Source organism: Buttiauxella gaviniae ATCC 51604, assembly GCF_001654835.1.
Classification (GTDB): Bacteria; Pseudomonadota; Gammaproteobacteria; order Enterobacterales; family Enterobacteriaceae; genus Buttiauxella; species Buttiauxella gaviniae.
Map to the genome: position 1 here is coordinate 161,345 of NZ_LXEP01000008.1, position 26,741 is coordinate 188,085.

At 50.3% G+C, this 26,741-nt stretch carries 21 protein-coding genes; 8 read left to right on the forward strand and 13 right to left on the reverse strand.

The annotated features are described in order from the left end of the window. Positions 1-79 precede the first annotated feature (79 nt). Positions 80-883, forward strand: a complete 804-nt coding sequence (suhB, locus tag M977_RS05830; RefSeq protein ID WP_064513082.1) for an inositol-1-monophosphatase — start codon at positions 80-82, stop codon at positions 881-883. 36 nt (positions 884-919) lie between these two features. Here the strand turns inward: suhB and M977_RS05835 are convergent, their stop codons facing one another. After that, a complete protein-coding gene (locus M977_RS05835) occupies positions 920-1,903 on the reverse strand; it encodes a nickel/cobalt transporter (protein WP_064513084.1) in 984 nt (327 codons plus the stop codon). Further along, positions 1,894-2,529, reverse strand: a complete 636-nt coding sequence (locus M977_RS05840) for a DUF1007 family protein (RefSeq protein WP_245163487.1) — start codon at positions 2,527-2,529, stop codon at positions 1,894-1,896. Before M977_RS05840 ends, M977_RS05835 begins: the two co-directional genes overlap by 10 nt. Before the next feature lie 137 nt (positions 2,530-2,666). Between M977_RS05840 and csiE the strand changes: the two genes are divergently transcribed. Further along, complete coding sequence (gene csiE / locus M977_RS05845; RefSeq protein WP_064513087.1) at positions 2,667-3,947, forward strand: stationary phase inducible protein CsiE; 1,281 nt, start codon at positions 2,667-2,669, stop codon at positions 3,945-3,947. On the opposite strand, the gene M977_RS05850 is transcribed toward csiE, so the two are convergent. Further along, on the reverse strand, positions 3,934-5,085 hold the full coding sequence (locus tag M977_RS05850) for a 3-phenylpropionate MFS transporter (RefSeq protein ID WP_064513089.1): 1,152 nt from the start codon (positions 5,083-5,085) through the stop codon (positions 3,934-3,936). The two genes, csiE and M977_RS05850, sit on opposite strands and share 14 nt — an antisense overlap. A gap of 427 nt (positions 5,086-5,512) precedes the next feature. On the opposite strand from M977_RS05850, the gene M977_RS05855 reads away from it, so the two are divergent. Genes M977_RS05855 through M977_RS05870 form a run of 4 tightly spaced genes read left to right on the forward strand, consistent with a single transcriptional unit; the run spans position 5,513 to position 10,073 of the window. After that, positions 5,513-8,107 carry a T6SS effector phospholipase Tle3 domain-containing protein gene (locus tag M977_RS05855; protein ID WP_083962905.1) on the forward strand — a complete coding sequence of 865 codons (2,595 nt, stop codon included), beginning with the start codon at positions 5,513-5,515 and terminating at the stop codon, positions 8,105-8,107. Further along, positions 8,104-8,856: a T6SS immunity protein Tli3 family protein gene (locus M977_RS05860; RefSeq protein WP_064513091.1), complete on the forward strand. Its 753-nt coding sequence runs from the start codon at positions 8,104-8,106 to the stop codon at positions 8,854-8,856. Before M977_RS05855 ends, M977_RS05860 begins: the two co-directional genes overlap by 4 nt. Then, the gene (locus tag M977_RS05865) at positions 8,853-9,596 is read left to right on the forward strand and encodes a T6SS immunity protein Tli3 family protein (RefSeq protein WP_064513093.1); all 744 of its coding nucleotides are present in this window, start codon (positions 8,853-8,855) and stop codon (positions 9,594-9,596) included. The genes M977_RS05860 and M977_RS05865 overlap by 4 nt, the downstream gene beginning before the upstream one ends. Positions 9,597-9,605: 9 nt before the next feature. Next, positions 9,606-10,073: a hypothetical protein gene (locus tag M977_RS05870; RefSeq protein WP_064513095.1), complete on the forward strand. Its 468-nt coding sequence runs from the start codon at positions 9,606-9,608 to the stop codon at positions 10,071-10,073. A gap of 87 nt (positions 10,074-10,160) precedes the next feature. Here the strand turns inward: M977_RS05870 and glyA are convergent, their stop codons facing one another. Beyond that, positions 10,161-11,414: a serine hydroxymethyltransferase gene (glyA, locus tag M977_RS05875; RefSeq protein WP_064513096.1), complete on the reverse strand. Its 1,254-nt coding sequence runs from the start codon at positions 11,412-11,414 to the stop codon at positions 10,161-10,163. A gap of 392 nt (positions 11,415-11,806) precedes the next feature. Between glyA and hmpA the strand changes: the two genes are divergently transcribed. Further along, a complete protein-coding gene (gene hmpA / locus M977_RS05880) occupies positions 11,807-12,997 on the forward strand; it encodes an NO-inducible flavohemoprotein (protein WP_064513098.1) in 1,191 nt (396 codons plus the stop codon). Between the two features lie 174 nt (positions 12,998-13,171). Here hmpA and glnB read toward each other — a convergent pair whose 3' ends face one another. The 5 genes from glnB to purL all read right to left on the reverse strand — a co-directional run bounded on the left by glnB (position 13,172) and on the right by purL (position 21,497). After that, the gene (gene glnB, locus M977_RS05885; RefSeq protein WP_002438074.1) at positions 13,172-13,510 is read right to left on the reverse strand and encodes a nitrogen regulatory protein P-II; all 339 of its coding nucleotides are present in this window, start codon (positions 13,508-13,510) and stop codon (positions 13,172-13,174) included. A gap of 72 nt (positions 13,511-13,582) precedes the next feature. Then, on the reverse strand, positions 13,583-14,920 hold the full coding sequence (gene glrR, locus M977_RS05890; protein WP_064513100.1) for a two-component system response regulator GlrR: 1,338 nt from the start codon (positions 14,918-14,920) through the stop codon (positions 13,583-13,585). Continuing rightward, positions 14,917-15,636, reverse strand: a complete 720-nt coding sequence (gene qseG / locus M977_RS05895) for a two-component system QseEF-associated lipoprotein QseG (protein WP_064513102.1) — start codon at positions 15,634-15,636, stop codon at positions 14,917-14,919. The genes glrR and qseG overlap by 4 nt, the downstream gene beginning before the upstream one ends. Positions 15,637-15,639: 3 nt before the next feature. Next, entirely contained in the window at positions 15,640-17,022 is a 1,383-nt protein-coding gene (locus M977_RS05900) for a sensor histidine kinase (RefSeq protein ID WP_422569696.1), read from the reverse strand. Between the two features lie 587 nt (positions 17,023-17,609). After that, positions 17,610-21,497, reverse strand: a complete 3,888-nt coding sequence (gene purL / locus M977_RS05905; RefSeq protein ID WP_064513106.1) for a phosphoribosylformylglycinamidine synthase — start codon at positions 21,495-21,497, stop codon at positions 17,610-17,612. A 270-nt stretch (positions 21,498-21,767) separates the two neighbouring features. On the opposite strand from purL, the gene mltF reads away from it, so the two are divergent. Continuing rightward, complete coding sequence (gene mltF / locus M977_RS05910; RefSeq protein WP_064513108.1) at positions 21,768-23,324, forward strand: membrane-bound lytic murein transglycosylase MltF; 1,557 nt, start codon at positions 21,768-21,770, stop codon at positions 23,322-23,324. Here mltF and tadA read toward each other — a convergent pair. The 4 genes from tadA to murQ are packed head-to-tail and all read right to left on the reverse strand — an operon-like array spanning position 23,209 to position 26,683. Next, entirely contained in the window at positions 23,209-23,712 is a 504-nt protein-coding gene (gene tadA / locus M977_RS24250) for a tRNA adenosine(34) deaminase TadA (protein WP_074391991.1), read from the reverse strand. The genes mltF and tadA overlap by 116 nt on opposite strands. A gap of 58 nt (positions 23,713-23,770) precedes the next feature. Continuing rightward, positions 23,771-24,409, reverse strand: coding sequence for a phosphatidylglycerophosphatase C (gene yfhb, locus M977_RS05915; protein WP_064513110.1), 639 nt, complete (start codon positions 24,407-24,409; stop codon positions 23,771-23,773). A gap of 3 nt (positions 24,410-24,412) precedes the next feature. Then, a complete protein-coding gene (locus tag M977_RS05920) occupies positions 24,413-25,780 on the reverse strand; it encodes a PTS transporter subunit EIIC (protein WP_064513111.1) in 1,368 nt (455 codons plus the stop codon). Between the two features lie 12 nt (positions 25,781-25,792). Beyond that, entirely contained in the window at positions 25,793-26,683 is an 891-nt protein-coding gene (gene murQ, locus M977_RS05925) for an N-acetylmuramic acid 6-phosphate etherase (RefSeq protein ID WP_064513171.1), read from the reverse strand. Positions 26,684-26,741 lie beyond the last annotated feature (58 nt).

Genomic DNA, 26,741 nt, shown 5'->3' on the forward strand with positions numbered 1-26,741 from the left:
CATAACCCTGGGACATATTCCGAACGCTCTGCTATACTCCGCCGCGTTTTCCCGTTCTTTAACATCCAGAGAGAGACCGATGCATCCGATGCTCACCATCGCCGTGCGCGCTGCGCGCAAGGCGGGCAATTTAATTGTCAAGAACTACGAAACCCCTGACGCTGTAGAAGCGAGCCAAAAAGGGAGCAACGATTTTGTGACTAACGTAGATAGAGACGCCGAGCGTCTGATTATCGAAATTATCCGCAAATCCTACCCGCAACACACCATTATCGCTGAAGAATCAGGCGAACTGGCGGGTACCGAGCAGGATGTGCAATGGGTTATCGATCCTCTGGATGGCACTTCAAACTTCATCAAACGTTTGCCACACTTCTCTGTATCTATCGCTGTCCGTGTTAAGGGCCGCACCGAAGTTGCTGTTGTTTATGACCCAATGCGTAATGAGCTGTTCACAGCCGTTCGTGGTCAAGGCGCACAGCTGAACGGTTACCGTCTGCGCGGCAGCAATGCACGCGACCTCGATGGCACCATTCTGGCAACTGGCTTCCCGTTCAAACTGAAGCAACACGCTACTCCTTATATGAACATCGTGACCAAACTGTTCACTCAGTGTGCTGACTTCCGTCGCACCGGTTCTGCTGCGCTGGATCTGGCATACGTTGCGGCTGGCCGTGTTGATGGTTTCTTCGAGATTGGCCTGAAACCTTGGGATTTCGCAGCAGGTGAATTGATTGCTCGCGAATCTGGTAGCCTGGTATGTGATTTCACCGGCGGCCACAACTACCTGACCAGCGGTAACATCGTTGCAGGTAACCCACGTGTTGTTAAAGCGATGCTGGCAGCAATGCGTGATGAACTGAGCGAAGCGCTGAAGCGTTAATCTCAGAAAATGCCTTCCCGTCGGGAAGGCATTCAATTAAAACGGTCGAATCCCACGCATTACCGGTTGAGCACTCAGCCACATCACCACTGCTGCTAATACTAAAATTCCACCACCTGCAAATGCCAGTGTCGCCCAGGCGACTTGCCGCCATAAAACCGGTGCTTTATTACCGCTAATGCGTACCGCAAGCTGACGGAATCCGTGGACCAAAAAGGCCAGGCCAGAAATGGTAATAGATGTGCCTGCAGCCATCGCAAGCGTCGACAACACTCCCCAGCTATACACGCCAATCACTTTGCTAAACAGCAGCACCATAATTGCCCCAGAGCATGGGCGCATGCCCATGGATAAAACAATCATCATTCGGGCACGCCAGTCTTCTCCTGCTGCAAGCTGTTGCTGCGTGGGTAAATGCTGATGGCCACAGCCACATTTTTCATCATGTACATGATGAGGCGTGAATGAAGTGAAACGCTTCGGTTTTCGCAGCACACGTTGCAATTTACGTAGGGCCCGACCGCACAACATCACACCTAAAACACCCACCAGTAAATAGCTTCCCTTCTCGAGCCAAAAACTGCTCATATGCAATTGGCGCGAAGGCAGAGCCAGAATCCCCAGCACTATCGTTACCAACCCAATCGCCACTAATCCTTGCAATAAAGATGCTGCAAACGTCAATTTAAGGCTGCTTTTCAAGCGCGAAGGATGTGTCGCAAGCCATGTCGTAATAACTATTTTCCCATGACCTGGCCCCAATGCGTGAAGCACACCGTAAACAAAACTAAATGACAGCAATGACCAACCCGCCCGCTCCGGGTTCTCGGCAACCTCACGCAGGAGTGTGCTCATTTGCTGGTTAATCGATTTCTGCCACATCGCACTGTCGATGAGGAGTTGTGGCCAGTAATGCCAGAGGCTGTAAAGTGCTCCAGCACAAACCAGCAGGAAAAATGCCAGCGGCCACAGCTGAAGCCAGTGGCGTGAATGGGGTTTAGCTGAAGGCATTACTGACATTGCAATATCACCTGTTGAGCAAACTGTTTACCCAGTTCCATATCTTCGGGAGGCGCATCGGCTTTATCCAGCGATTGTGCGAAGGCCAGCGTATCTTCGTTCGGCTGCGGGGTTTTCACTGAGATTTTGCAAAGTGAGGCTAATGTTTTCGGCAATTTGGCATCACTGGAGTTGTCGTAACTCATATCGACAAAATAGGTCGGGTCGAATGTCGCAAACTGATACGTCTGCCCCTTCAATGGCTGCGGGTGAGCAAGCGGTAAAACAAAGGTCAACACGGCCTGATGCCCTACTCGCGCAAGGCCATACTCTGGTGGCAGGTTATTAAAGGTCACTTTTTTACCGTTATGCCAGAATTCGGTGAAGTAGTGCTGGCCTAAAACATTGGCCATCACTTCGGCGGCAAGCTTCTTCCACACCGGTGAGTCAGGTTTGGCATTACCTGCGTCATACAGTAGATCTGCTGAAGTGATTTCATCCATCGTCCACTGCATTTTAAGGCCAGTAAGCTGGTCATTTTCGGTCATCACCGTGGTCACGAGAGTGATAAAACTGTGCGGATGAGCCGAAGCCACTGGGCTAAAAAGTGCAGAAATTAAGGTAAAAAACGCAATTCTGTTACACATTTTCCTGCTCATTATTCTCTCGAGATTATAATTCTGTGAGCCAGTCAGAATTCCGTAATTAAAAAGCTCAAATGTGACTCTCTACGACAAAAGGTTTAGCTACTCTTAGCATTAATTACTTTGACTCGGTTATGCGGATGATGACACTGCTCTCCCTACCACCATCTGTACTCTCCAGTCCGCAGCGCCGCTGCCACCTGCTTTTGTTGCTTTACTTACCGGGCCAAACCGTCACTCCAGAGATCCTCGCAAGGCTCAACGGGGTCGATGACATCAAAGCCCTGCAAGATATAGCCGACACCGGCGATGAAATCCAGCGCTATCACCGGCTGAGGCTTATCACACAACAGGACGGCAGCTATCGGATTGAGGGTACGCCTCTGGACTGCCGCCTGTGCTTGTTGCACTGGCTACGCCGCGCATTGCGATTATGCCCGCACTTTGTGCAGCAGCATTTTACGCCGGCACTCAAAACCCAGCTTAAACAACAAGGGGTTCTGACGGCATTGTATGACGAGAAAAACCTCCAGGCGTTGATAGGCCTCTGCGAACGGCGCTTACAGCGGCAGTTTGACAGCCGCGATGTGCAATTTTTAACGCTGTTTTTGCAGTACTGTTTGCACCAGCACCATGCTGGGATCACGCCAGAATTCACTGAGCAGCAACGCGCGTGGACACAGATTCGCCCGGAGTTTGTGGCAGCACTTGAGATTGCCCGCCATTGGAAGCGCCGCGTGCTGCAATCAGCCAACGAAAACGAGCAGTTATTCCTGGCGCTTTTATTCCAGTTACTCCGCACTCCCGACCCGATTCGTGACAATCATGAGCAAGATTTACGCTTACGCTCGGCCATTTTCGGAATGATTGCGCGCTTTCGCGAGCTGGCGGGTATGTCCTTTAGCGATGAACAAGGCCTGAGCGACCAACTCTACATTCATCTTGCTCAGGCATTGGATCGTTGCCAGTTCGGTATTGGGATTGATAACAGCCTACCGGAAGAAATAACCCGCCTTTATCCACGCTTGATGCGCACCACACGTGAAGCGTTCAATGATTTTGAAAACCATTTTGAAATGCGTTTTTCAGATGAAGAAGTTGGACTAGTGGCGGTGATATTCGGAGCGTGGTTAATGCAGGAAAATGACCTGCATGAAAAGCAGGTTTTGCTGCTTACTGGCAACAACATTGAACTTGAACAGAGTATTGAACAACAGTTGCGCGAGCTCACGTTACTGCCGCTAAATATTAAACACCTGACGATTCACAGTTACCAAAAAGAGGGGGCACCGAAAGAAGTGGTGTTGGTGATTACACCCTATTCCACCACCTTACCACTTTACTCACCGCCACTGATTCACGTAACGCTGCCGCTGGGTGAACACCAGCAGCAGCAGATCCGTAAGATTATTGAGTGTTAACGCAATATGAGACTGGGCGTGGCCGAATGAACAATGCTGGAACGGCCACCAACGCCATAATCCAGAACACCCCACCCTGCACATGCTGGTAAAGGTAGCCAGAGAACATCGTCATAATGGCGATACCACCGCCCATCGCCACCGCGGAATAGACGGCTTGTAAACGGATAACTTCATTGCCCTCGCGAGCCGAGATATAACGCATCGCCGCGAGGTGGCACACAGTGAAGCTGCCGCAGTGAAGGATTTGTGCAGCAATCAGCCACGGTAAATCGGTGGTGTACGCCATCAGGCTCCAGCGCAAAATCCCCGTCACACCAGAAAGCAGCAGCAAATCGCGCGCGCTCCAGTTGCGGAACAGCTTGTTGCTCAGGGCAAAAATCACAATTTCCGCTACAACACCCAGCGACCACAGATACCCGACAACCGACGCGGAATAACCCGCTCCTTGCCAGTAAATCGCACTGAATCCGTAGTAAGCCGCGTGTGCGCCTTGAAGTAATGTCACGCAGGCCAGGAATCGCCATGAACCGAGCACCAGTTTTTTCCAGGCAGGCCAACCCGCACCTTCTTTATGGCGTGTTTCACCTTGCGGCATCACGGATGGGCGCAGCATCATGCCGATTAGCATCGACGCGACACCAATACTCAGCAGCACCAGAATCGCCTGGTAGCTATACATGCTCACCAGCTTGCCCGTCATGGCGGAACCGATCACAAACGCCAGCGATCCCCACAGGCGCACACGACCATAATCCATGGTGATTTGCTTCTGCCAGGTGCCAGCCAGCGCATCGGTCAGCGGCACCAGGGGTGAGAAGAACAGGTTAAAACCGACCATCACAATCAATAGCCAGGTGGCGGTTTGCCCGAACCAAAAAGCGACGGCAAAAAGTAATGTGAGTAAGGCGAGGATTCTGAGGGCCAAGACAAGTCGGGAGGGGTCGGTAACTCGGGGTGCCAGCAGCAAGCTGCCGAGGAAACGGGCGATTAATCCTGCCCCTAACAACAGCCCGATGGTTTCAGGCGGTAGTCCTACTCCAGCGAGCCAGACGCTCCAGAAAGGTAAGAAAATCCCGTAGCTAAAGAAGTAGGTAAAATAACTGAGCGCCAGCCAGCGCGTTGAATGCAAAACCATGATCCCTCCCGTTTTGGAGGCGTTAGTGTGTCCGAGCGTAGGCTGGCTTGCAAGCAATCATTAACAGACTAATAACACGCTGAAATTGTAGGGTTATGGTGATTGGATTGTCGGATGACGCTGCGCTGGTGGAGGAAAAAATTGACCTTCCAGGTGGTTAGCCACAAAGAGGGCTCGATTAAGCGTTTATACCAAATCATAGTTAGGCTCAATTAATGATAAACCCCTTAAGCCGATATGTTCTGATTTCACATTTTCTAATCCCCCTCTTCTTGATAACAGTCACAGTTTTCATTCCCGTCTGGTTCTACCCTCACACTCCCACCATCAAATATCTTCATGATTTTATTGTATTAATTTCAATGATGAGCGGAGTGAAATTACTTAGCCTGCTCAATGAGTCCATACACAGTTGAAGGAACACTGCATGATTACGATTAACGTCAACGGACTGACACTGTGCCATAAAGGCAGCGGTGGCGTGACACACAATACCTTGCCCGATGTCTGCAAAACTCCGCCACTCGCCATTCCGGTCCCTTTTGAAAACGAAGCCTATTCAGCCGATCTGATAAAAGGCACCAGCAGCGTGTTTGCCGATGGCAGCAACATGATTGCCAATTTTGGCTCGTGTTTTGCAAAAAGCGTATTTGATGAAGCGGGCAGCATGGGAGGCGTAAAATCAGGCACCTTCAAGGCCGAGGCGGACTGGATAAGCCATTCGTTTGATGTGTTCTTTGAAGGCAAGCCTGCGTGTCGCCTGACAGACAAAATGTTTATGAACCATCGTAACACGGTGAATATGGCCGGTTTGATTCAGCCACCGCTTCCGGAACTGGATGTTGCCAGCGATATGAACGACACCGGCAGTGCTGCCGGTGATGAAAACGCAAATAAAAATGCGGCTGGCAACACTTCTGCTCAAAAGGGTGGGAAGGATAAAAAACCGGCTGACAAAGCGCCTCAAACCAAAGAAGACAAGACGGATGACGAGGAAACCCCTCTGCTGCCCTGTATTGTTATCCTTATCCATGGTGTGAATGACGTGGGCGAAGCCTATGAGAATCAGGATAAAGGCATTTGTACCGGGTTAAATAACCGACTCGGGCGTGGCGATTTGCACCCGCATGACTGGATCCCTGAAAAGTTTATGATTTCGGACACCGATGGCAATCCTACGAGTAAAAGCGATGCCGCAATGAAACAAACTTGTAAAGGCACCATCAACCGCTCGCCGATTATTCCGTTCTACTGGGGGTACCGCCCTGTCGATCATGATACCTGGAAAGCAGATCAGGTGCGTTACCGCCAGGACGTGGAAGACCTGAAAAAGAAAGGTCAAGAAAGTAACGCCGATATTCCTTATGACACCTACCTCGAAGATGACGAAAAAAGAAAGGTAGAACACAACAATGCGAACATCGATAACCTGGATAACTGGGTAGACAGTGCAAACGTCAAAAACGGCGGCACATTTGCCAATGCCACCACCTGTATTCCCGATATGTTTGGCCCGGGAGCTGCCGGTAAAATTCTGGAAAAAATTGCCGAACTCAGTTCCCGTGGTGGGCCATTTAGCGACAAGGAAGACTGGAGCCACCCCATTTATCAGAACCCGCACCGGATTTACCAGGCTTATGCAGCGCGGCGTTTAGCGGATTTGATTATTGATATCAGGCAAAACCCTGACACGGAGAATGACACGATTAATATCGTGGCACACAGCCAGGGCACCATTATCACCATGCTGGCAAATATGTGGGTCAATGCCAAAGGGCTTGCACCGGCGGACTGCGTTATCTTCAACCATTCACCGTATGCGCTGGAAAACCGCTGGCTGGAAAATTTCCTGCCGGGAAACCAGCAAACCACCAATGGCCGACTGCATACACTGACTCATTTTTGTGCATTGATGGCCAAAAACCCGCTATACAGTGCGGGAAATATCCCACATACCCCTGATTACAGGCAAAAATTGAAAGAGAGCGGTTGCCTGTCAGAAGGCGCTGATAAATCACTGTGGAACAATCCACAATACAGCCGCAATAATTTTGGCATGGTCTACAACTATTTTTGCCCTAATGACCAGATTGTATCCATGTCACCTATCCAGGGTTTTGGCTGGCGAGGAATACCAGATGAGTACAAGGCGCAAATCGGTAATAACCTCTGGCAGCGTGTATTTTGCCGGGGCGTTACAGTTGGTGACAGAACGGGGTTTCATTTTGAAATGCCAGCCCACAGGAATGATGATTCGAAAAAAACCGGTTTTAACTACCAGGATATCACCATCAACGCCCCTCTGTTACCCGAGCCGTTCATCTTTAAACTGATGGGTGAAGGGGAAAATTATAAAGCACCGCTCAGTGGTAACGATCCGGCTATTGCCAAAGCAGCAATGAAAGCGGAAAAATTTATTTCCCAAACTATAGACGCCCCCAAGACCCGCAATTTCAATTATTTAACTAATAACCAAACTCTTAATGAAGTACAGTGCAAAGAAATAAGCAATTTAAAAAACTGGGAAGTCATTAATGGGGTTGCGGTGGGCCAACGCGGCACACCTCAAATGCTGGTGGTGAAACGCAGAATGACCGACAAAGAACTAGAGACAGCAGTACAAATTAAAATTCCTTTTAGTCAGCATTCATCTATTGTCGCCAGTAAAAAAGCACCGTCCAACTCAATGACCTATGATTTGGCGATCGGCAAGTGTAAGGCATTTGAACAGCCGGAATTCTGGAAGCGATTATTATTACGCGCTGACTGGCGCAGGGCAGAACATCCAATAGCAGATGAAAGAAAATATTATCAGGAAGGTATTTTGCCAAGTAAGTTCAAAATATTTATGAATAAACCGGAAACTACCCATGGAATGCCGCTTGGCAATTTGGGGGTTGAGAATGATTATGGTGCCCGTGAAGCAGTTGTGATTGTTGACAAGCGCGCAACAGAAAACCCTACCAAACCCATATTGCAGTGGGATATGCCTGCAACACTGGATGACAAGGAAATTATATGAAATGGACAAGGTTAGCAGTTATATTTATGGCGAGTGCAATAAGTGCCTGCCATTCAACCCCAAAATCGCCACCGACTCAGGTGGTATATCGTTTTGACGACCATCGTTATCTTGAGTTAGTTGGTTTTAACTGTGAAGGAGCATTGTGGTATACCGATACATCCATGAATATCCACACAGAAGTTACCAGCCAGTTTTATCGCATATTCACAAAAAAATATATCCATCCTTCCCAGAGATATATTTCCATTACTGGTTATGAAGGTGGTGGATTCCTGATATCTAAAGATTATGGTCGTACCTGGGATCGGGCCAGATATTCACCAGGTACTGGTGCTATTAAATATGGTGCATCCTACCCTGTGCGAGATGAAATTGATTCATTCACCGTCGTCAATGACCAGGGTTATATGCTGACAAAAAATGGTGATCTCTATTTAAGTTCCAAACCCTTTGATGATCCACGCCTTGAACCGGGTGGTAGTGGGATTGATTATGTTCGAACATCGAAAAAAGGGATCGATGAAACTATGCATCTTCTTCGTCCGGGAGAAGGTGGTGGAGCCTGGGGGAAAAACTACATTTCATGGAATTCAATTCAAGGTACTATGCCATGGACAATCTATGCATACCGCTCCAACTTCCAGGATATCCCCAATAAAGTCCCCGAAGTTAAAAATTACACCGGCTGGGATCATATGCGCTGCGATATGGATTCAGGACTTTCGACATCGGAAAAACAAAAATGAAACCGATAAAATGCACGCTTTTAATACTGAGTATTGTATTAATTACCGCCTGCCATGCAAAACCAAAATCCCCTCCCACGCAGGTGGTATATCGCTTTGACGACCATCGTTATCTTGAGTTAGTTGGTTTTAACTGTGAAGGCGCATTGTGGTATACGGACACGCAGCAAGGAATTCACTCCGAAATAGTTGATCAATTTTATCAAGTTTTTACAAAAAAATATCTGCACCCTTCGGAACGTTACATTGCAGTTCCTTTTTATGATGTATCTGGTTTTTTGATATCGAAAGACTATGGAAAAACCTGGGATGGTGCTAGTTATTCTCCAGGTAGTGGTGCAGTAAAATATGGTGATGATCGACCACAGCGAGATGAAATTGATTCATTCACCGTCGTCAATGACCAGGGTTATATGCTGACAAAAAACGGTGATCTCTATTTAAGTTCAAAACCCTTTGATGATCCACGACTTGAACCGGGTGGTAGTGGGATTGATTATGTTCGAACATCGAAAAAAGGGATCGATAAAACTATGCATCTTCGTCCGGGAGAAGGTGGAGGAGCCTGGGGGAAAAACTACATTTCATGGAATTCAATTCAAGGTACTATGCCATGGACAATCTATGCATACCGCTCCAACTTCCAGGATATCCCCAATAAAGTCCCCGAAGTTAAAAATTACACCGGCTGGGATCATATGCGCTGCGATATGAATTTAGGGCATGAAACCTCAAAGTAAGGATACAAGATGCTTAATAGTATTAAAGGGACTCAGCTGATAATACTCTCAGTATTACTGGGAATAGCTCCTCCTCTACTGGCCTGCCCGGATATGCAGGGGAGCTATGGAACTGAAAATGGCGGAATACATTTTTATCTACAAACTAACAGAATAAAGGAATTTAAAGCAGTAATAGATATTGCTGATTATCCCTTAACAATTAGATCGGCTGTGTTCGTCAGCGAGGAAGATCGCCATGCACAACCTTACCAGCCGTTGCCGGATTGTACATTGTCGATTGATGGGTTTGGATATCTGCTCCCCCATAACAAAGGCCAGATATTACGTCTGCACTTTGACTCGCAAGATTTTGAGAAAATATTTAACACGTCATATATTTTAAAACTCAGTGATGCTCCATCCGAAAATCTTGGTGTCAATAAAACCTCATTGATTATTCCCGTTAAGATTCTCACCACGTTGAATAATCATTAATTTCCATAGGCAACTAATCTAATAGAAGCCGCGGTTCTGCAATATAAAAAAACCCCGGCGAGCCGGGGTTTCTCATATCAGGTGCGATTATGCGTAAACAGGCAGACGCGCGCAAATATCCAGAACTTTTTGCTTAGTACGTTCGATAACCGCTTCGTCGTTGATGCTATCCAACACATCACACATCCAGCCAGCCAGTTCACGGACGTCTGCTTCAGTGAAGCCACGGCGCGTAACAGCAGGCGTACCGATACGGATACCGGAAGTCACGAACGGGCTCTTAGGATCGTTTGGCACGCTGTTTTTGTTCACGGTGATGTTTGCACGGCCCAACGCTGCATCCGCTTCTTTGCCGGTCAGGTTTTTATCAACCAGGTCCAGCAAGAACAGATGGTTATCAGTACCGCCGGAAACCACTTTGTAGCCACGTTCCAGGAACACGGCAACCATCGCTTTCGCGTTTTTGGCAACCTGGTGCTGGTAAGTTTTGAACTCAGGTTCCATGGCTTCTTTCAGTGCCACAGCTTTACCCGCGATGACGTGCATCAGTGGGCCGCCCTGCGCGCCTGGGAATACCGCGGAGTTCAGTTTCTTGTACAGCTCTTCGCTGCCGCCTTTCGCGAGGATTAAACCACCGCGTGGGCCTGCCAGCGTTTTGTGCGTTGTGGTTGTCACAACGTGAGCGTGCGGAACCGGGTTCGGGTAAACGCCAGCCGCAATCAGGCCTGCAACGTGCGCCATATCGACGAACAGCTTCGCATCAACCATGTCAGCGATTTCACGCATTTTTGCCCAGTCAACCACGCCGGAATAAGCAGAGAAACCACCGATGATCATTTTCGGTTTGTGTTCTTTGGCTTGTTTTTCCAGATCTGCGTAATCAATGTGACCGGTTTCATCGATGCCGTAAGGAACGATGTTGTACAGCTTGCCGGAGAAGTTAACCGGGGAGCCGTGAGTCAGGTGGCCGCCGTGCGCCAGGTTCATACCCAGAACGGTGTCGCCTGGTTCCAGCAAAGTGGTGTATACCGCGAAGTTAGCCTGTGAACCGGAGTGCGGTTGCACGTTAGCGTAATCAGCGCCGAACAGCTCTTTTGCACGGTCGATAGCCAGTTGTTCAACGACATCAACGTATTCGCAGCCGCCGTAGTAACGTTTGCCTGGGTAACCTTCGGCATATTTGTTAGTTAACTGAGAACCCTGAGCCTGCATCACGCGCGGGCTGGTGTAGTTTTCGGAGGCGATCAGTTCAATGTGCTCTTCCTGACGTACTTTTTCTTGCTCCATGGCCTGCCATAAATCGGCATCGTAATCGGCAATGTTCATTTCACGTTTTAACATTCGCATCTCCAGACTCAGCTAACAGTAAAAATTCGAACAGCTTTGAGGGCTCTCTCAAACAACGGGCAACAGTGTAAACCGAATTGGTATCAGGTGATAGGTCTTGACAGAGGTTTTTACGCAAACGATTGGCTCGGCGTCCTGCAAGGGTTTGAAGCCAAAAGTGGCAAGCTATTTCTGCGGATATTAATTCATCATCAACATGCAGAAATTTCACGTTCTGTGAGCCGAATCGACTCAGTAAGTATCCATTTACAATGTAGTGCTTTTTTTTAATCCGATAATTTTATAAGATGCATTTAAAATACATCAATTAGAAAACCCTAAATAATTCGAGTTGCATCTATCACCCCTGCGGCTTGAAATATGACGGGTATAAAAGGAGCCATACCATGCTTGACGCACAAACCATCGCTGTTGTGAAATCCACCATTCCCCTGCTTGCCGCAACCGGCCCAAAACTTACCGCTCACTTTTACGATCGCATGTTCAGCCATAATCCTGAGCTGAAAGAAATCTTCAATATGAGCAACCAGCGCAATGGCGATCAGCGTGAAGCGCTGTTCAATGCCATCTGTGCATACGCGGCTAATATTGAAAATCTGGCGGTGTTACTGCCAGCGGTAGAAAAAATCGCGCAGAAACACACCAGCTTCCAGATCAAACCGGAACAGTACGACATCGTCGGCGGTCACCTGTTAGCAACGCTGGATGAAATGTTCAGCCCGGGCCAGGAAGTATTGGATGCATGGGGCAAAGCGTATGGCGTGCTGGCAGGCGTGTTTATCAATCGTGAAGCGGAAATCTACCAGCAAAACGCGGCGAAAAATGGCGGATGGGAAGGCACTCGCGCCTTCCGCATTGTGGCAAAAGAGCCGCAGAGCTCACTTATCACCAGCTTTGAATTTGAACCGTTGGATGGCAAACCAGTCGCTGATTACCAGCCAGGTCAATATCTTGGTGTATGGCTGAAACCTTCAGGTTTCCCGCACCAGGAAATTCGCCAGTATTCCCTGACCCGCAAGTCAGATGGCAAAAGCTATCGCATTGCGGTGAAACGCGAAGATTTAGGCCAGGTTTCAAGCTGGTTACACAACCACGCGCAGATGGGCGATGAAGTGCATCTGGCTGCGCCTGCTGGTGATTTCTTTATGGATGTGAACGGGCAAACGCCAGTTACGTTGATTTCAGCAGGTGTTGGCCAAACGCCGATGCTGGCAATGCTCGATACGCTGGCGAAAAATGGGCATAACGCGCAGGTGAACTGGCTCCATGCCGCTGAACATGGTGACGTACATGCATTTGCGGATGAAGTGAATCATCTGGGTAAACAGTTGCCACGCTTTGAGCGCCATGTCTGGTATCGCACACCATCCGAAAGCTGCCGTGCACAGGCAAAATTTGATAGCGAAGGTTTGATGGATTTACTGACCCTGGAAAGCAAAATCAGTGCACCAGATATGCAGTTCTATCTTTGCGGCCCGGTGAGTTTTATGCGTTTTGCGGCGGAGCAGTTGGTGAAGCTAGGCATAGGGCAGGACCGAATTAATTATGAGTGTTTTGGCCCGCATAAAGTGATGTGATTTTTACTCTTCATACTTCGAGTTGCAGGTGCGTTGGCTGCACCCGTTCGCCCCAGTCACATAGTTATCTATGCTCCTGGGGACTTGCGGCCTGGCCGCCTTCCTGCGACTCGAATTATTTTGAGTATTGAAAATGGCGAGTAATATCAATTTAACTCCCGCCATAAAGGCCAGTTAAATCGCGGCGTCGTCTTCTTCGCCAGTACGGATACGCACCACACGTGCCACATCAAAGACAAAGATTTTACCATCGCCGATTTTACCAGTTTGCGCAGTGCGAATAATGGTGTCCACACAGGTATCAACGATGTCGTCTGTGACGACAATTTCAATTTTTACTTTTGGCAGGAAATCCACCATGTACTCGGCACCACGGTACAGCTCGGTGTGCCCTTTCTGACGACCAAAACCTTTAACTTCAGTTACCGTCATGCCGGTGATGCCAACTTCTGCCAGCGCTTCGCGCACGTCATCCAGTTTGAACGGTTTAATAATCGCATCAATTTTTTTCATGGTATTTCCGGTTCCCGCACAACTCAAGTGTGCTGCCTGGTTACAGTAATCGTGGTTTCAAATTACCACAAACTACTCTTTAAAGTCATTGGCATCGAGTTCATGCCTTGAGAGTAATTTGTAGAATTCAGTACGGTTACGCCCCGCTACGCGCGCGGCCTGGGTAACATTACCTTTGGTCATTTGCAGCAATTTTCGCAGATAGTTCAGCTCGAACTGGTTACGTGCTTCAACGAAAGTAGGCAGCGCAGTATTCTCACCTTCCAGAGCCTGCTGAACCAGCGCCTCGCTGATAACGGGAGCGGATGTCAAAGCTACGCACTGTTCAATCACGTTAACCAACTGGCGCACGTTGCCAGGCCAACTTGCCGCCATCAGGCGCTTCATGGCGTCGGTCGAAAAACTGCGCACAAACGGCTTATGGCGATCGGCAGACTGGCGCAATAAATGATTTGCCAGTAAAGGCACATCTTCCGCGCGTTCTTGCAGCGCCGGGATCTTCAGGCTCACCACATTGAGACGGTAGAACAAATCTTCACGGAACTCACCGCGCTCCATCGCTTTGGGTAAATCACGGTGGGTGGCAGAGAGAATACGCACATCAATATCGAGATCACGGTTGCTGCCTAGCGGACGCACTTTGCGCTCCTGCAACACGCGCAGTAATTTGACCTGCAAGGGAATCGGCATATCACCAATTTCATCAAGGAATAACGTTCCGCCTTCTGCGGCCTGGAACAGCCCTTCTCTGCTGCTGACTGCACCGGTAAAGGCACCACGCGAATGGCCAAACAGTTCAGATTCCAGCAACTGTTCTGGTAATGCTCCACAGTTAATAGCGATAAATGCCTTCTTGCTGCGCGGACTGGCGTTGTGAATGGCCTGCGCAAGGATCTCTTTGCCGGTTCCGCTTTGCCCGTTAATCAGCACGCTGACATCCGACTGGGCCACCATGCGCGCCTGATCCAACAAGCGCAGCATCGTCGGGCTGCGTGTAACAATAGTGTCGCGCCACATATCATCACCGGCAGTGACTGTATGCTCGAGAGCATCGTCAATCGCCTTGTAGAGCGCATCTTTATCAACCGGTTTCGTCAAGAAACTAAACACGCCCTGCTGTGTTGCAGCCACGGCATCAGGAATAGAACCGTGAGCGGTAAGAATGATAACCGGCATTCCCGGTTGTGCTTTCTGGATTTCGGCAAATAGCGCCATGCCATCCATCTCATCCATCCGCAGGTCGCTAATCACTAAGTCGATTTTTTCTCGCCCCAGGAGACGCAACCCTTCAGCACCACTTTCCGCAGTGGAAACGGTATAACCTTCACTGGTCAGGCGCATACCGAGAAGTTTAAGCAGGCCCGGATCGTCATCAACCAGCAGTAATCTGGCGGGTTTACGTTGCGTCATGGTTTCGCCTCCTGCGCGGGTTTGGTATTGTCCGGCAATTCGGCACCGGCAGGTTTGCGGCTGGAAAGCTGGCGTTCGATGTCCGTCAGGTTTTCTAGTTTGCGAGTCGTCAGGCTTAGCTGGCCTCTGAGGCGTTGCTGTTGTTCACGCAACGTATCCAGCTCGTTGTCTGACGACTGTTGTAATTTGCTGTAGCGGGTACGTTCATCTGACAGCGCCAGTAACGACGCTTGCCCATCACGCCACACCTGGAATAACGAGCGCACCTGTGAAGGCACTTCTGTCGTCATCGCATCCAGCTTAACCATGTAACGGCGGCGCTCGGTTGGGCTAATTTTGGCATTCGCCAACAAAATCCCTCTTTTGAACGTGTCGGGCCAACTATCAGATGGCCAGCGGCGTGCTTCAGCTCGCGCCTGAATCGGCGCTAAACGTTCTGCGCAGTCCATCGCCCGAAGCCAATACAGAGGGTTACTCATTGAGTCGTGGCTCTGATTTTGCCAGATATCCTCACAATCCGTAGACAAGTAATCGGCCAGTTGCTGTTCCGGCTCTTCTGCTAGTTGTGGGTGTTTAACATCTTTCGGCACAGTACTCTGAACACAACTCGCCAGTAGTAATGGCACAAGTAATGCGGACAGCGGGCGAATTGAAACTGGGCTGCGTAGGCATGGGATTAAGCCGTTACGCAACACGTGAAAAATAGTCGCTTTCATTTTTTATTTGTTCTCGGGAAAGACAGGTAACTCGATTCGGAAGCAGACATCTGCCGTTTCATCATCAATCAGGTGCAATTCGCCATGCATACGACGGATACAATCCTGGGCGATACTCAATCCCAGGCCGCTACCTTTAACTGCACCTTTACGCTGATGGCTTCCCTGATAAAAAGGTTCAAAGATCATCTCTCGCTCCGCGGACGGAATGGGGTCGCCTGTGTTACAGACATCAATAAAGAGCAAGTGACCCACCTGCGAGCTTCGTAGATAAATGGTACCGGATTCAGACCCATAGTGCACCGCATTGGAATAGAGATTATCCAGCACGCTCATTAACAACATCGGCTCAGCCAGGCAAGCAACCGGGCTAATATCACACTCGGTACGCATCATTTTAGCCCGCGCAGGCAAACTGTGAGCGGCGATAATGACATCCACCAGCGGTGCCAATTCAACTTTACCCATCTCGAGTGGGACATCGGCCAGTTTACGGTTGTAATCCAGTAACTGCTCAATCAATTTTTGTAAGTGGCGGCTACTATTATCAAGAATTTCCACCACCTCTTTTTGATCGTTGGTCAGCGGCCCAACAACCTGATCGGCAAGCAATTCGGTACCTTCACGCATACTGGCTAGCGGTGTTTTTAATTCATGGGAAATATGGCGCAAAAATTCGTGGCGCTGGGATTCAAGCCAGGAAAGACGCTCACTGAGCCAGACAATTCGCTGCCCAACAGAACGTAGTTCACTCGGCCCTTTAAACAACACCGAATTACCTAATGAACGCCCTTCACCGAGTAAATTAATCATCTTCTCGATACCTTTAACCGGGCCGATAATCATGCGCGTAAAGATAATGACCAATGCAAAGCTCAGCAGGAATAACACCAGCGCCTGCCAGCCAAAAAACTGTCCGCGCTCGGCAATCTCTTGTTGAAGTTGCTGTCCACGGGAAAACACCACCGCGCGCGTCGCTTGTACCATTTCAGCATTTTTGGCCGCGAAGTTTTCAAGGTGTGCAGCAGCAGCGGTATCTGGGCCGCTATTTTTGCATTGTATATTGGCAAGGTCTGTTAACGACTGGCTGAGGTCTTTATAAAGATGGTTATCAGGCAAAACTCCGGCATGCGCTTCAAGCATTTGCGTGTAACGCTTACGCTGCCCCTGGTAGACAGTCTCAAGCGTTGCATCATCCAGCACACAATATTGGCGATAACTACGTTCCATTTCCAGAGCAACATTTGTCATAGCTTCACTGCGGCGAGCATCCACCAGCGTGGTGCGATTTGTTAACGCAGCCTGGTCGCTGAGCGCATTAAGGCTTTGCCACGCTTGCCATGCCAGAACCAACAGCGGAACCAGCACCAGCAAAAAGGCCATCATGACGAGCTGACGTAAGGATCGCGGGAAAAAATGCCACTGGTTCAATAGACTTATCTCATTGGGATTCTGGATAATTTGATGCTAGCGGGGATTGGCGGGAGTTTAAAGTCTTGAACGCAGAAACAACAAAGGCAGAGAATAATCTCTGCCTTTGTTTTGGAATCAGGCGGTGCCTTACTCAACGTTTCGCCCGGAGCATGATAAAGCAGTACAAGACTGGCAATAATCAAAAGTCGGACGGCAGGCACCTTGAGTGCATCATTCTATGGTTTATGTAGCACAACCCTTGCGGGGGCAGACATAAGGAGGTGAATGAGCCACTGCGCAGTATTATGCATTATATGTGCCACAGTTGCTACAAGTTATATATACCAATGTTTCTATTATGTTTATTTGCTATAACACACATGAATGATGCAGGCTATTTTTTGCACACACTGTCGCTATTCAGCAACACCATAAGAACCCCATCTCACACACCTTTAAAATCAACAAGTTAAACGTCTCCATTTGGAGACAGTAAAAATAGTGAATGTCGGGTTTTAGTGACAAAAAAATCCCTGCCGTAGCAGGGATTCTATTAGAGCTTAACCAAGTTGCTTACGCGCATTGCGGAAAATACGCATCCACGGGCTATCTTCGCCCCACTCGGCTGGGTGCCAGGAGTTGCTAACAGTACGGAACACACGCTCCGGGTGCGGCATCATAATCGTGACGCGCCCGCTTTCGTTGGTGACCGCAGTAATACCATTTGGCGAACCATTCGGGTTTGCCGGGTAGTTCTGCGTGACCTTGCCGAAGTTGTCGATAAAGCGCAGCGCCACCAGGCCTTTGCTTTCAAGCGCCGCAAGATGTGCCGCATCGCGCACTTCCACATGCCCTTCGCCGTGAGAAACCGCGATTGGCATATGCGAACCGACCATGCCTTGCAGCAGCAGCGACGGGCTTGAAGTCACTTCAACCAGGCTGAAGCGCGCTTCAAAGCGGTCTGAATGGTTACGCACAAAGCGTGGCCACAGGTCGCTGCCCGGAATCAGTTCACGCAAGTTCGACATCATCTGGCAACCGTTACACACGCCCAGAGCCAGGGTTTGCGGACGGTGGAAGAAGGTTTCGAACTCGTCACGGACACGTGAGTTAAAGAGAATGGACTTCGCCCAGCCTTCACCTGCACCCAACACGTCACCATAAGAGAAGCCGCCACACGCCACCAGCGCCTGGAAATCGTCCAGACCACGGCGACCCGCCAGCAAATCACTCATATGCACGTCGATGGCATCAAAGCCCGCACGGTGGAAGGCTGCCGCCATTTCAACGTGAGAGTTAACACCCTGCTCGCGCAGTACAGCAACTTTTGGACGTGCACCTTTAGCGATAAACGGTGCCGCGATATCTTCTTTGATGTCGAAGCTGAGCTTAACGTTCAGGCCAGGATCGTTGTCATTGGCTTTCGCTTCATGCTCTTGATCGGCACATTCTGGGTTATCACGCAGGCGCTGCATCTGCCATGTGGTTTCTGCCCACCACATACGAAGCGTGGTGCGGCTTTCGCTAAACACCGCGTGCTTATCAGCGGTCAGCGTGAAACGGTCACCCACAACAGCTTTACCGAGGAAATGAACGCAATCTGCCAGGCCGTGGTCTGCCAGTGTTTTCTCAACCGCTACGCGATCTGCCGCTTTAACCTGGATTACTGCACCTAACTCTTCATTAAAGAGGGCCGCCAGATGGTCGCTACCCATTGTGGCGATATCCGCTTCCACGCCACAGTGACCAGCAAATGCCATCTCTGCCAGCGTCACTAGCAGGCCGCCGTCAGAACGGTCGTGGTAAGCCAGCAGTTTCTGCTCAACCACCAGCGCCTGAATCGCGTTAAAGAAGCCTTTAAGCTGCTCAGCGCTGCGAACGTCAGCAGGTTTGTCGCCCAGTTGGCGGTATACCTGAGACAGCGCAGTGGCACCCAGCGCGTTGTGGCCAACGCCTAAATCGATAAGCAACAAGGCGTTGTCTTCAGTTTGCAACTGTGGCGTAACAGTACGGCGAACATCTTCAACACGGGCAAATGCGGTGATAACCAGCGACAGCGGAGAGGTCATCTCGCGTTGCTCGGTGCCCTCCTGCCAGCGGGTTTTCATCGACATAGAATCTTTGCCGACCGGAATGGTCAGGCCAAGCGTTGGGCAAAGCTCTTCACCCACCGCTTTTACCGCTTCATAAAGACCAGCGTCTTCACCCGGGTGACCCGCAGCAGACATCCAGTTAGCAGAAAGTTTAATACGATTTAACGCGCCGATTTGCGTAGCTGCAATGTTAGTCAGTGCTTCACCCACAGCCAGGCGGCCCGATGCTGCGAAATCGAGCAGCGCAACAGGTGCGCGTTCGCCCAGAGACATCGCTTCGCCGTAGTAGCTATCGAGGCTTGCCGTGGTGACCGCACAGTTGGCAACCGGGATCTGCCACGGGCCAACCATCTGGTCGCGAGCAACCATGCCGGTCACCGAACGGTCACCGATAGTCACGAGGAAAGTTTTTTCTGCAACCGTTGGCAAATGCAGCACACGGTTTACCGCATCAGCAATCGTGATATGGCGGCAATCCAGCGCATCGCCCTTCGCTTTCAGGGTTTCAACGTTACGTTCCATTTTCGGCGTTTTGCCGAGCAGCACGTCCAGCGGCATATCAATCGGCTGGTTGTCGAAATGGTTGTCGTTAAGCGTCAGGTGTTTTTCTTCGGTGGCTTCGCCGATAACGGCATATGGCGCACGTTCACGGCGGCACAGCTCGTCAAACAGCGGCAACTGGTCTGGAGCAACCGCCAGAACATAACGCTCCTGGGATTCGTTACACCACACTTCCAGCGGGCTCATACCCGGCTCGTCGTTCAGAATATCACGCAGTTCGAAACGGCCACCGCGCCCACCGTCGCTCACCAGTTCAGGCATTGCGTTGGAAAGACCACCCGCGCCCACATCGTGGATAAACAGAATTGGGTTGGCATCACCCAACTCCCAACAGCGGTCGATAACTTCCTGGCAGCGGCGTTCCATTTCTGGGTTGTCACGCTGTACGGATGCAAAATCCAGATCCGCATCGGACTGACCGGATGCCATAGAGGATGCAGCGCCGCCACCCAGACCAATGTTCATTGATGGGCCACCGAGCACGATAAGTTTCGCGCCTACGGTAATTACGCCTTTCTGAACGTGGTCAGCACGAATGTTTCCGATACCACCCGCCAGCATGATTGGCTTGTGGTAACCGCGTAATTCTTCGCCGTTATGGCTGTTTACTTTCTCTTCGTAAGTACGGAAGTAGCCAGTCAGAGCCGGGCGACCGAATTCGTTGTTAAACGCCGCACCACCCAGAGGGCCGTCAGTCATGATGTCCAGCGCGGTAACAATACGGTCCGGCTTGCCAAAATCTTCTTCCCACGGCTGTTCAAAACCAGGGATACGCAAGTTTGAAACGGAGAAACCAACCAGGCCCGCTTTCGGTTTAGCACCACGGCCCGTCGCACCTTCATCACGGATTTCGCCACCGGAACCGGTCGCAGCACCCGGCCATGGGGAAATGGCTGTTGGGTGGTTGTGGGTTTCAACTTTCATCAGGATGTGCGCATCTTCCTGGTGATAGTCGTAACGGCCCGCTTCGTGGTCGGCAAAGAAGCGCCCTACCTGTGAGCCTTCCATCACTGCGGCGTTATCTTTATAGGCAGATAACACGTAGTCAGGCGTTTTCTCGAAGGTGTTTTTAATCATTTTGAACAGCGATTTAGGCTGCTCTACGCCGTCGATAATCCAGTCGGCGTTGAAAATTTTGTGGCGGCAATGTTCGGAGTTAGCCTGCGCGAACATATACAGCTCGATGTCGTTCGGGTTGCGCCCCAGTTTGGTGAACGCATCCTGCAAGTAGTCGATTTCATCTTCTGCTAAAGCCAGCCCTAAACGGATGTTGGCTTCAACCAGTGCTTCGCGACCTTGTGTGAGCAGGTCAACACTTTGCACCGGCGCAGGCGTGTGATGAGAGAACAACTGCTGTGCATCATCAAGAGAACCAAATACGCTTTCCATCATGCGGTCATGCAGCAATGTGGCAACGTCCTGGCGCTGTGCGTCGGTCAGTTGGCTTGCAGTGACGTAATATGCCACGCCACGTTCCAGGCGCTTAACTTTCGCCAGGTCGCAATTATGGGCAATATCAGTCGCTTTAGAGGACCAGGGTGAGATGGTACCAGGACGCGGCGTTACCAGAATCAGGTGGCCTGTCGGGGCGTGGTCGGCAAGGGTTGGACCATATTTCAACAACCGTTGCAGACGGGCGTGCTCATCAGAGTCGAGCTGCGCGTCGAGATCGGCAAAGTGAACATACTCGGCATAAATGTCGCTGACCGGAAGGTTGGCGTCATTAAAGCGGGCCAGTAATTTGTTAATACGAAATGCCGATAAAGCGGGCGAACCACGCAGAATTTCCATCATCAAAGATCTCTCGTCTTCGAAACGCCAGGGGGACGCTTCAGTGGGCGCAAGGGGAAAACGGGCGCCATTATAGATAATCCATCGCCGTGACGAAACCGTTTGCGTATAAATAAGTGGATTACTTTTCATTGCTTAAAATTCAGCCAGAAATGTTGAATAAGTTGCGCGGTGGCGTTTTGTTAAGCAAAATGCGCCACACCTTTTTGTATAACCTCAACTTTTGAAGCCTGTTGTTAGCGAAGACTCGACGCACCGCAGAAGATTAACTATTTGAAAAGATTTAAGATTAATTATCTGCTCATCGGTGCCGTAACCGTGTTGCTGGCAGTGGCGCTCTGGCCCTCCATACCCTGGTTCGGACAAACCGAAAACCGTATCGCCGCTATTCAATCGCGGGGGGTTTTGCGCGTCAGTACTATTGAGTCACCGCTGACCTACACCCTTTATCAAGGCAAAAAAATAGGCCTTGATTACGAGTTGGCTCAGCAGTTTGCTGACTATCTTGGCGTGAAGCTGGAAGTCACTGTTCGTCCGAATATCCAGGAACTGTTTGATGACATTGATAATAACGATGCCGATGTGATTGCGGCAGGACTGGTCTATAACGCGCAACGCGGTCAGCGTTACCAGGCTGGCCCGGCATACTATTCAGTTTCCCAGCAGATGGTTTATCGCATCGGGAGCCCACGCCCCAAAACGCTGGCAGGTGTCAAAGATAACCAGCTTGTACTGTCGCCAGGCGTAACTTCACTGAATGCTTTGAACAAGCTGAAAGCAGAAAAATTCCCGGATTTAAGCTGGCGAGTTGATGATCAACACAGCAGCACTGAACTGATGCAAAAAGTGGTTGATGGAGAGATTGCCTTTACCATTGCAGACTCTGTTGCCATCAGCACCTTCCAACGCGTCCATCCACAGCTTGCTGTCGCTCTGGATGTGACCGACGAGCAGCCGGTCACCTGGTTTAGCACGTTAGATAATGATGATAGCCTTTCCGCGGCTCTACTCGATTTCTATAACCGCCTTAATAGCGATGGCACCTTTGCGCGTCTTGAAGAGAAATATCTCGGTCACGTTGGGGATTTTGACTACGTAGATACACGTACCTTCCTAAAAGCGGTTGATACCGTGCTACCAACGTTTCAGCCGTTATTCGAAAAATATGCCACTGAAATAGACTGGCGTTTGCTGGCGGCGATTTCGTATCAGGAATCGCACTGGGATGATCAGGCCACCTCACCAACTGGTGTGCGCGGGCTTATGATGCTGACCAAAAACACCGCACAAAGTCTCGGTGTTACTGACCGGTTAGACCCAGAGCAAAGCATTGAAGGTGGGAGTCGTTATCTGAAAGATATGATGTCAAAAGTCCCTGATAGCGTGCCAGAGGAAGAGCGTATTTGGTTTGCTCTGACGGCATATAACATGGGGTATGCTCACATGCTTGATGCCCGTCAGCTTACGGCGAAGCAGAAAGGTAACCCGGACAGCTGGGCGGATGTCAAAACTCGGCTACCGTTACTGAGTCAAAAACAGTATTACAGCAAAACTACTTATGGTTACGCCCGTGGCCATGAAGCGTATGCCTATGTAGAAAATATCCGTAAGTATCACATTAGTCTTGCGGGATATTTGCTTGAAAAAGAGAAGCAGGTGGCACAAGAAGAAAAATATGCCGAAGCTTACCCGGCGGTAGCCCCTGTAGAACTTGCTACTCCGAGCTACGGGCCTTTTCCTTTAGGGCCTTTTTCTCCAGACGGCGGGCTCGAAAAAAAGCACTTAACATTGCCGAGCACTCTTCTGCCAGTACGCCCTCAGTCACCATAACCTGGTGATTCATACCAGGATGCCCTACCACGTCCATCAGAGATCCAATCGCCCCGGTCTTAGCATCACGCGCGCCAAACACCAGGTTTCCGATACGTCCATGCACCATCGCACCTGCACACATAACGCACGGTTCGAGGGTGACATAAAGTGTTGTTTCCAGCAGACGGTAGTTTTGCAGCACCAAACCGCCCTGACGCAACGCCATAATTTCAGCATGTGCTGTCGGATCGTGTCGCCCGATAGAGCGGTTCCAACCTTCACCAATCACCTGGTTGTTATGGACCAACACTGCACCGACCGGAACTTCACCTTCTTCCCACGCACGGCGAGCAAGCGTCAACGCATGGCGCATCCAGTGTTCGTGATTCAATTCGCTTTCTGACAAGGGATTCTCCGGCCTATATTCGGGCGCGCATTATACACAGTCGTTATGCCAGACGGAATTATTCGAGCTGCTGTAACTGACCCTGTGGCGTAACCCGCCAGCGGTGCTGACAAAAATAGAGCAGAGGGTTGTCCTGATTGCTGTCGCTGTAACCACTGTAGAGTTGCAAAGGTGTGCCGATTTGCTGTTCCAGCTGTGAGACTTTTTCATGCCCAAGGCAGCGTAATGTGAGCACCCACCCACCGTGGGAACGCTTGATTTGGCTGGCAATCAGCTTCACTTTCGGTAACCACGGCGTATCGAAATAAACCTGCTGAACAAGCGGTTGCGGTGAGCCAGTAATCAGCCAGACATCAGCATCTGAACTTGTCAGATAATCGGTAAGGCGCTGCTGCACAACCGGAAAAGCTGTAACTTGCCCACGGAACCAGGTGACGAAGTTTGCTTCCAGCTCTTTGAGGCGCTTTTCACTGTGGCCGAAAGTCGCGCCCCACAGCAACAGGCTCATCGGCCAGCGGGCGGCACGCCCTTTAATCAGCAACGTGCCCCCGATCACCGGCAAAAGCGGGATGACAAGTAACAGATTGAGTGGTTGATGGCGCAGCAGGTAGCGCAAGAAGCTGCCAAACATATCCTGCTGATGCAGCGTGCCATCTAAATCGAAAAATACTACCCGACGCTCACTCTGAGTTGTCAAACGTTACTCCTCTGGATCGTTAAAGCCCATAAACCATGTAAATAAGAACCCTGCGATAACCGCTATCAGAAAGCCTAACAGATAGAGCATCACTTTTCCGGTAACAATGGTTAATGCCAGCGGCAAACCTGAAATGCCAAATGTAATAACCGTCGCCACTTTCCAGTAACTGATCAGCGCCCCGCCAACCGCACCACCCAAACACGCGCCGATAAACGGCTTGCCCAGCGGTAAAGTCACACCAAAAATGAGCGGTTCGCCAATACCCAGCAGCCCGACCGGCAACGCCCCTTTGATAAGTTTTTTCAGGCGCTGATTGCGCGTTTTCATGAAGACCGCGATAGCTGCACCCACTTGCCCGACTCCTGCCATGGCCAGAATGGGCAGCAATGCGTTCTGGCCATGAGTCTGGATTAGCTCGACATGAATGGGCACCAACCCCTGATGCAAACCGGAAAGCACCAACGGCAAGAATGCACCGGAAAGCACTGCACCAACCACCAGGCCACGTTTGTCGATTGCCATTGTTGCGCCGTGAGCAATCGCGTCAGAAATCAGGCCACCTAACGGCTGCAAAGCAACAATCGCAATCGATGCAGTAATGAGCGTCGTCAGAAGCGGATTGAGGATCAGCTCAATCGAACCAGGCAACAACTTGCGTAAACGTTTTTCAATCCAGCACATCAACGCCACCACCAGCAACACGGCGATAACGCCGCCACGACCTGGCTGGAGGTTTTCACCAAACAGGTGGATTTGCGCGAGTTGCGGGCTGGAAAGTATCCCCGCCATCACGCCACCCATCGCCATCGAACCACCGAATACTTTGGCGGCATTGACGCCGACCAGAATATTCATAATAGCAAACACCGCACTACCAAAGATGGCGAGTAAGCCGAGAATGTTCGGGTACTGGGTTGCAAGGTCACCCACAATATCCGGGCGTTTGAGGATATTAATAATCCCGGTAATCAGCCCGGAAGCAATAAAAGCCGGAATCAATGGAATAAAGACGTTTGCCAGTTTACGCAGCGCTTCGCTCATCGGCGCCTGGTAACGCGCTTTGGCCTGAGCCTTATTCTGCGCAATATCATCTTCACTTGAGGTAGTCTGGCCATTGCTTTGCAGCAGCTCGCGCATGGCATCCACCACTTGTGCGGCACGCCCTGGCCCGACAATCAGTTGATGCTGCGCACCCTGCTTCACATAGCCGCTGACACCTGGCAGTTTTTTCAGACCAGCAATATCCAGCAGTCCATCGTCATTCACTTCTACCCGCACGCGGGTCATGCAGTTTTCGAGACGGGCGATGTTTGCCTGCCCACCGATGCCAAGCAAAATCTCACTGGCCAGAGCCGCTGTCTTATCCATGATTCAGTACCTTTATTTTAAGGCGGAGCGGAGGTAACCGTGGCTAACTGCCAGGCGCACTTGCGCGGTTTGAGCATCAACACCGGTGAGTAGCATGAGAATGGCGGGCTTAACTTCATAATCCGTTTGTTTCAGGGCGTTTTCTGCGTCTTCACGGCTGGCACCGGTCGCTTCAACAACAATACGGCAGGCGCGGTCTACCAGCTTGATATTGGTGGCTTTCATGTCCACCATCAGGTTCTGGTAGACCTTGCCCAGTTTGACCATCGAGCCTGTGGAAATCATATTCAGTACCAGCTTCTGTGCAGTGCCAGATTTCAGACGAGTGGAACCGGTCAACGCTTCCGGGCCTACGACCGGAGAAATGGCAATTTCAGCTTCCAGCGCAATAGCGGAACCCGGATTACAGGAAATAGCAGCAGTACGGCAACCGAGGTTACGGGCATAACGCAGGCCGCCAATAACGTATGGCGTACGGCCTGATGCAGCAAGCCCAACCACCATATCGTTAACCGTCAGGTCTAACGCTTTCAGGTCGTCTTCACCCAATTGCTGATTGTCTTCGGCACCTTCGACAGCTTTCAGCAATGCCCCAGGACCTCCGGCAATTAAACCAATCACCAGACCGTGTGGCACACCAAATGTGGGTGGGCATTCGGAGGCATCCAGAACCCCAAGGCGCCCGCTGGTTCCCGCGCCCATATAAATCAAACGCCCGCCAGCCTTGAGTGATTCACTTGCGGCATCGACGGCAAGGGCAACTTCCGGCAATGTTTTTTCAACTGCCCCCGCCACCAACGCATCTTGTTGATTAAAACGCTCAACCATTTCGAGCGTTGAGAGGCAATCGAGATCCATTGTTTGTGGATTACGAGTTTCAGAAACGAGTGAGCCGAGATTCATCATGCACCTTTGAATATTTAATTCCTTAAAGTTTCCACATAATGGAATATAAAATTCA

Excerpts from the sequence above, each read along its gene's own strand:
- suhB (WP_064513082.1), top strand. The coding sequence starts at position 80 with ATGCATCCGATGCTCACCATCGCCGTGCGCGCTGCGCGCAAGGCGGGC.
- M977_RS05835 (WP_064513084.1), bottom strand. The coding sequence starts at position 1,903 with ATGTCAGTAATGCCTTCAGCTAAACCCCATTCACGCCACTGGCTTCAG.
- M977_RS05840 (WP_245163487.1), bottom strand. The coding sequence starts at position 2,529 with ATGTGTAACAGAATTGCGTTTTTTACCTTAATTTCTGCACTTTTTAGC.
- csiE (WP_064513087.1), top strand. The coding sequence starts at position 2,667 with ATGATGACACTGCTCTCCCTACCACCATCTGTACTCTCCAGTCCGCAG.
- M977_RS05850 (WP_064513089.1), bottom strand. The coding sequence starts at position 5,085 with ATGGTTTTGCATTCAACGCGCTGGCTGGCGCTCAGTTATTTTACCTAC.
- M977_RS05855 (WP_083962905.1), top strand. The coding sequence starts at position 5,513 with ATGATTACGATTAACGTCAACGGACTGACACTGTGCCATAAAGGCAGC.
- M977_RS05860 (WP_064513091.1), top strand. The coding sequence starts at position 8,104 with ATGAAATGGACAAGGTTAGCAGTTATATTTATGGCGAGTGCAATAAGT.
- M977_RS05865 (WP_064513093.1), top strand. The coding sequence starts at position 8,853 with ATGAAACCGATAAAATGCACGCTTTTAATACTGAGTATTGTATTAATT.
- M977_RS05870 (WP_064513095.1), top strand. The coding sequence starts at position 9,606 with ATGCTTAATAGTATTAAAGGGACTCAGCTGATAATACTCTCAGTATTA.
- glyA (WP_064513096.1), bottom strand. The coding sequence starts at position 11,414 with ATGTTAAAACGTGAAATGAACATTGCCGATTACGATGCCGATTTATGG.
- hmpA (WP_064513098.1), top strand. The coding sequence starts at position 11,807 with ATGCTTGACGCACAAACCATCGCTGTTGTGAAATCCACCATTCCCCTG.
- glnB (WP_002438074.1), bottom strand. The coding sequence starts at position 13,510 with ATGAAAAAAATTGATGCGATTATTAAACCGTTCAAACTGGATGACGTG.
- glrR (WP_064513100.1), bottom strand. The coding sequence starts at position 14,920 with ATGACGCAACGTAAACCCGCCAGATTACTGCTGGTTGATGACGATCCG.
- qseG (WP_064513102.1), bottom strand. The coding sequence starts at position 15,636 with ATGAAAGCGACTATTTTTCACGTGTTGCGTAACGGCTTAATCCCATGC.
- M977_RS05900 (WP_422569696.1), bottom strand. The coding sequence starts at position 17,022 with ATGATGGCCTTTTTGCTGGTGCTGGTTCCGCTGTTGGTTCTGGCATGG.
- purL (WP_064513106.1), bottom strand. The coding sequence starts at position 21,497 with ATGATGGAAATTCTGCGTGGTTCGCCCGCTTTATCGGCATTTCGTATT.
- M977_RS05920 (WP_064513111.1), bottom strand. The coding sequence starts at position 25,780 with ATGGATAAGACAGCGGCTCTGGCCAGTGAGATTTTGCTTGGCATCGGT.
- murQ (WP_064513171.1), bottom strand. The coding sequence starts at position 26,683 with ATGAATCTCGGCTCACTCGTTTCTGAAACTCGTAATCCACAAACAATG.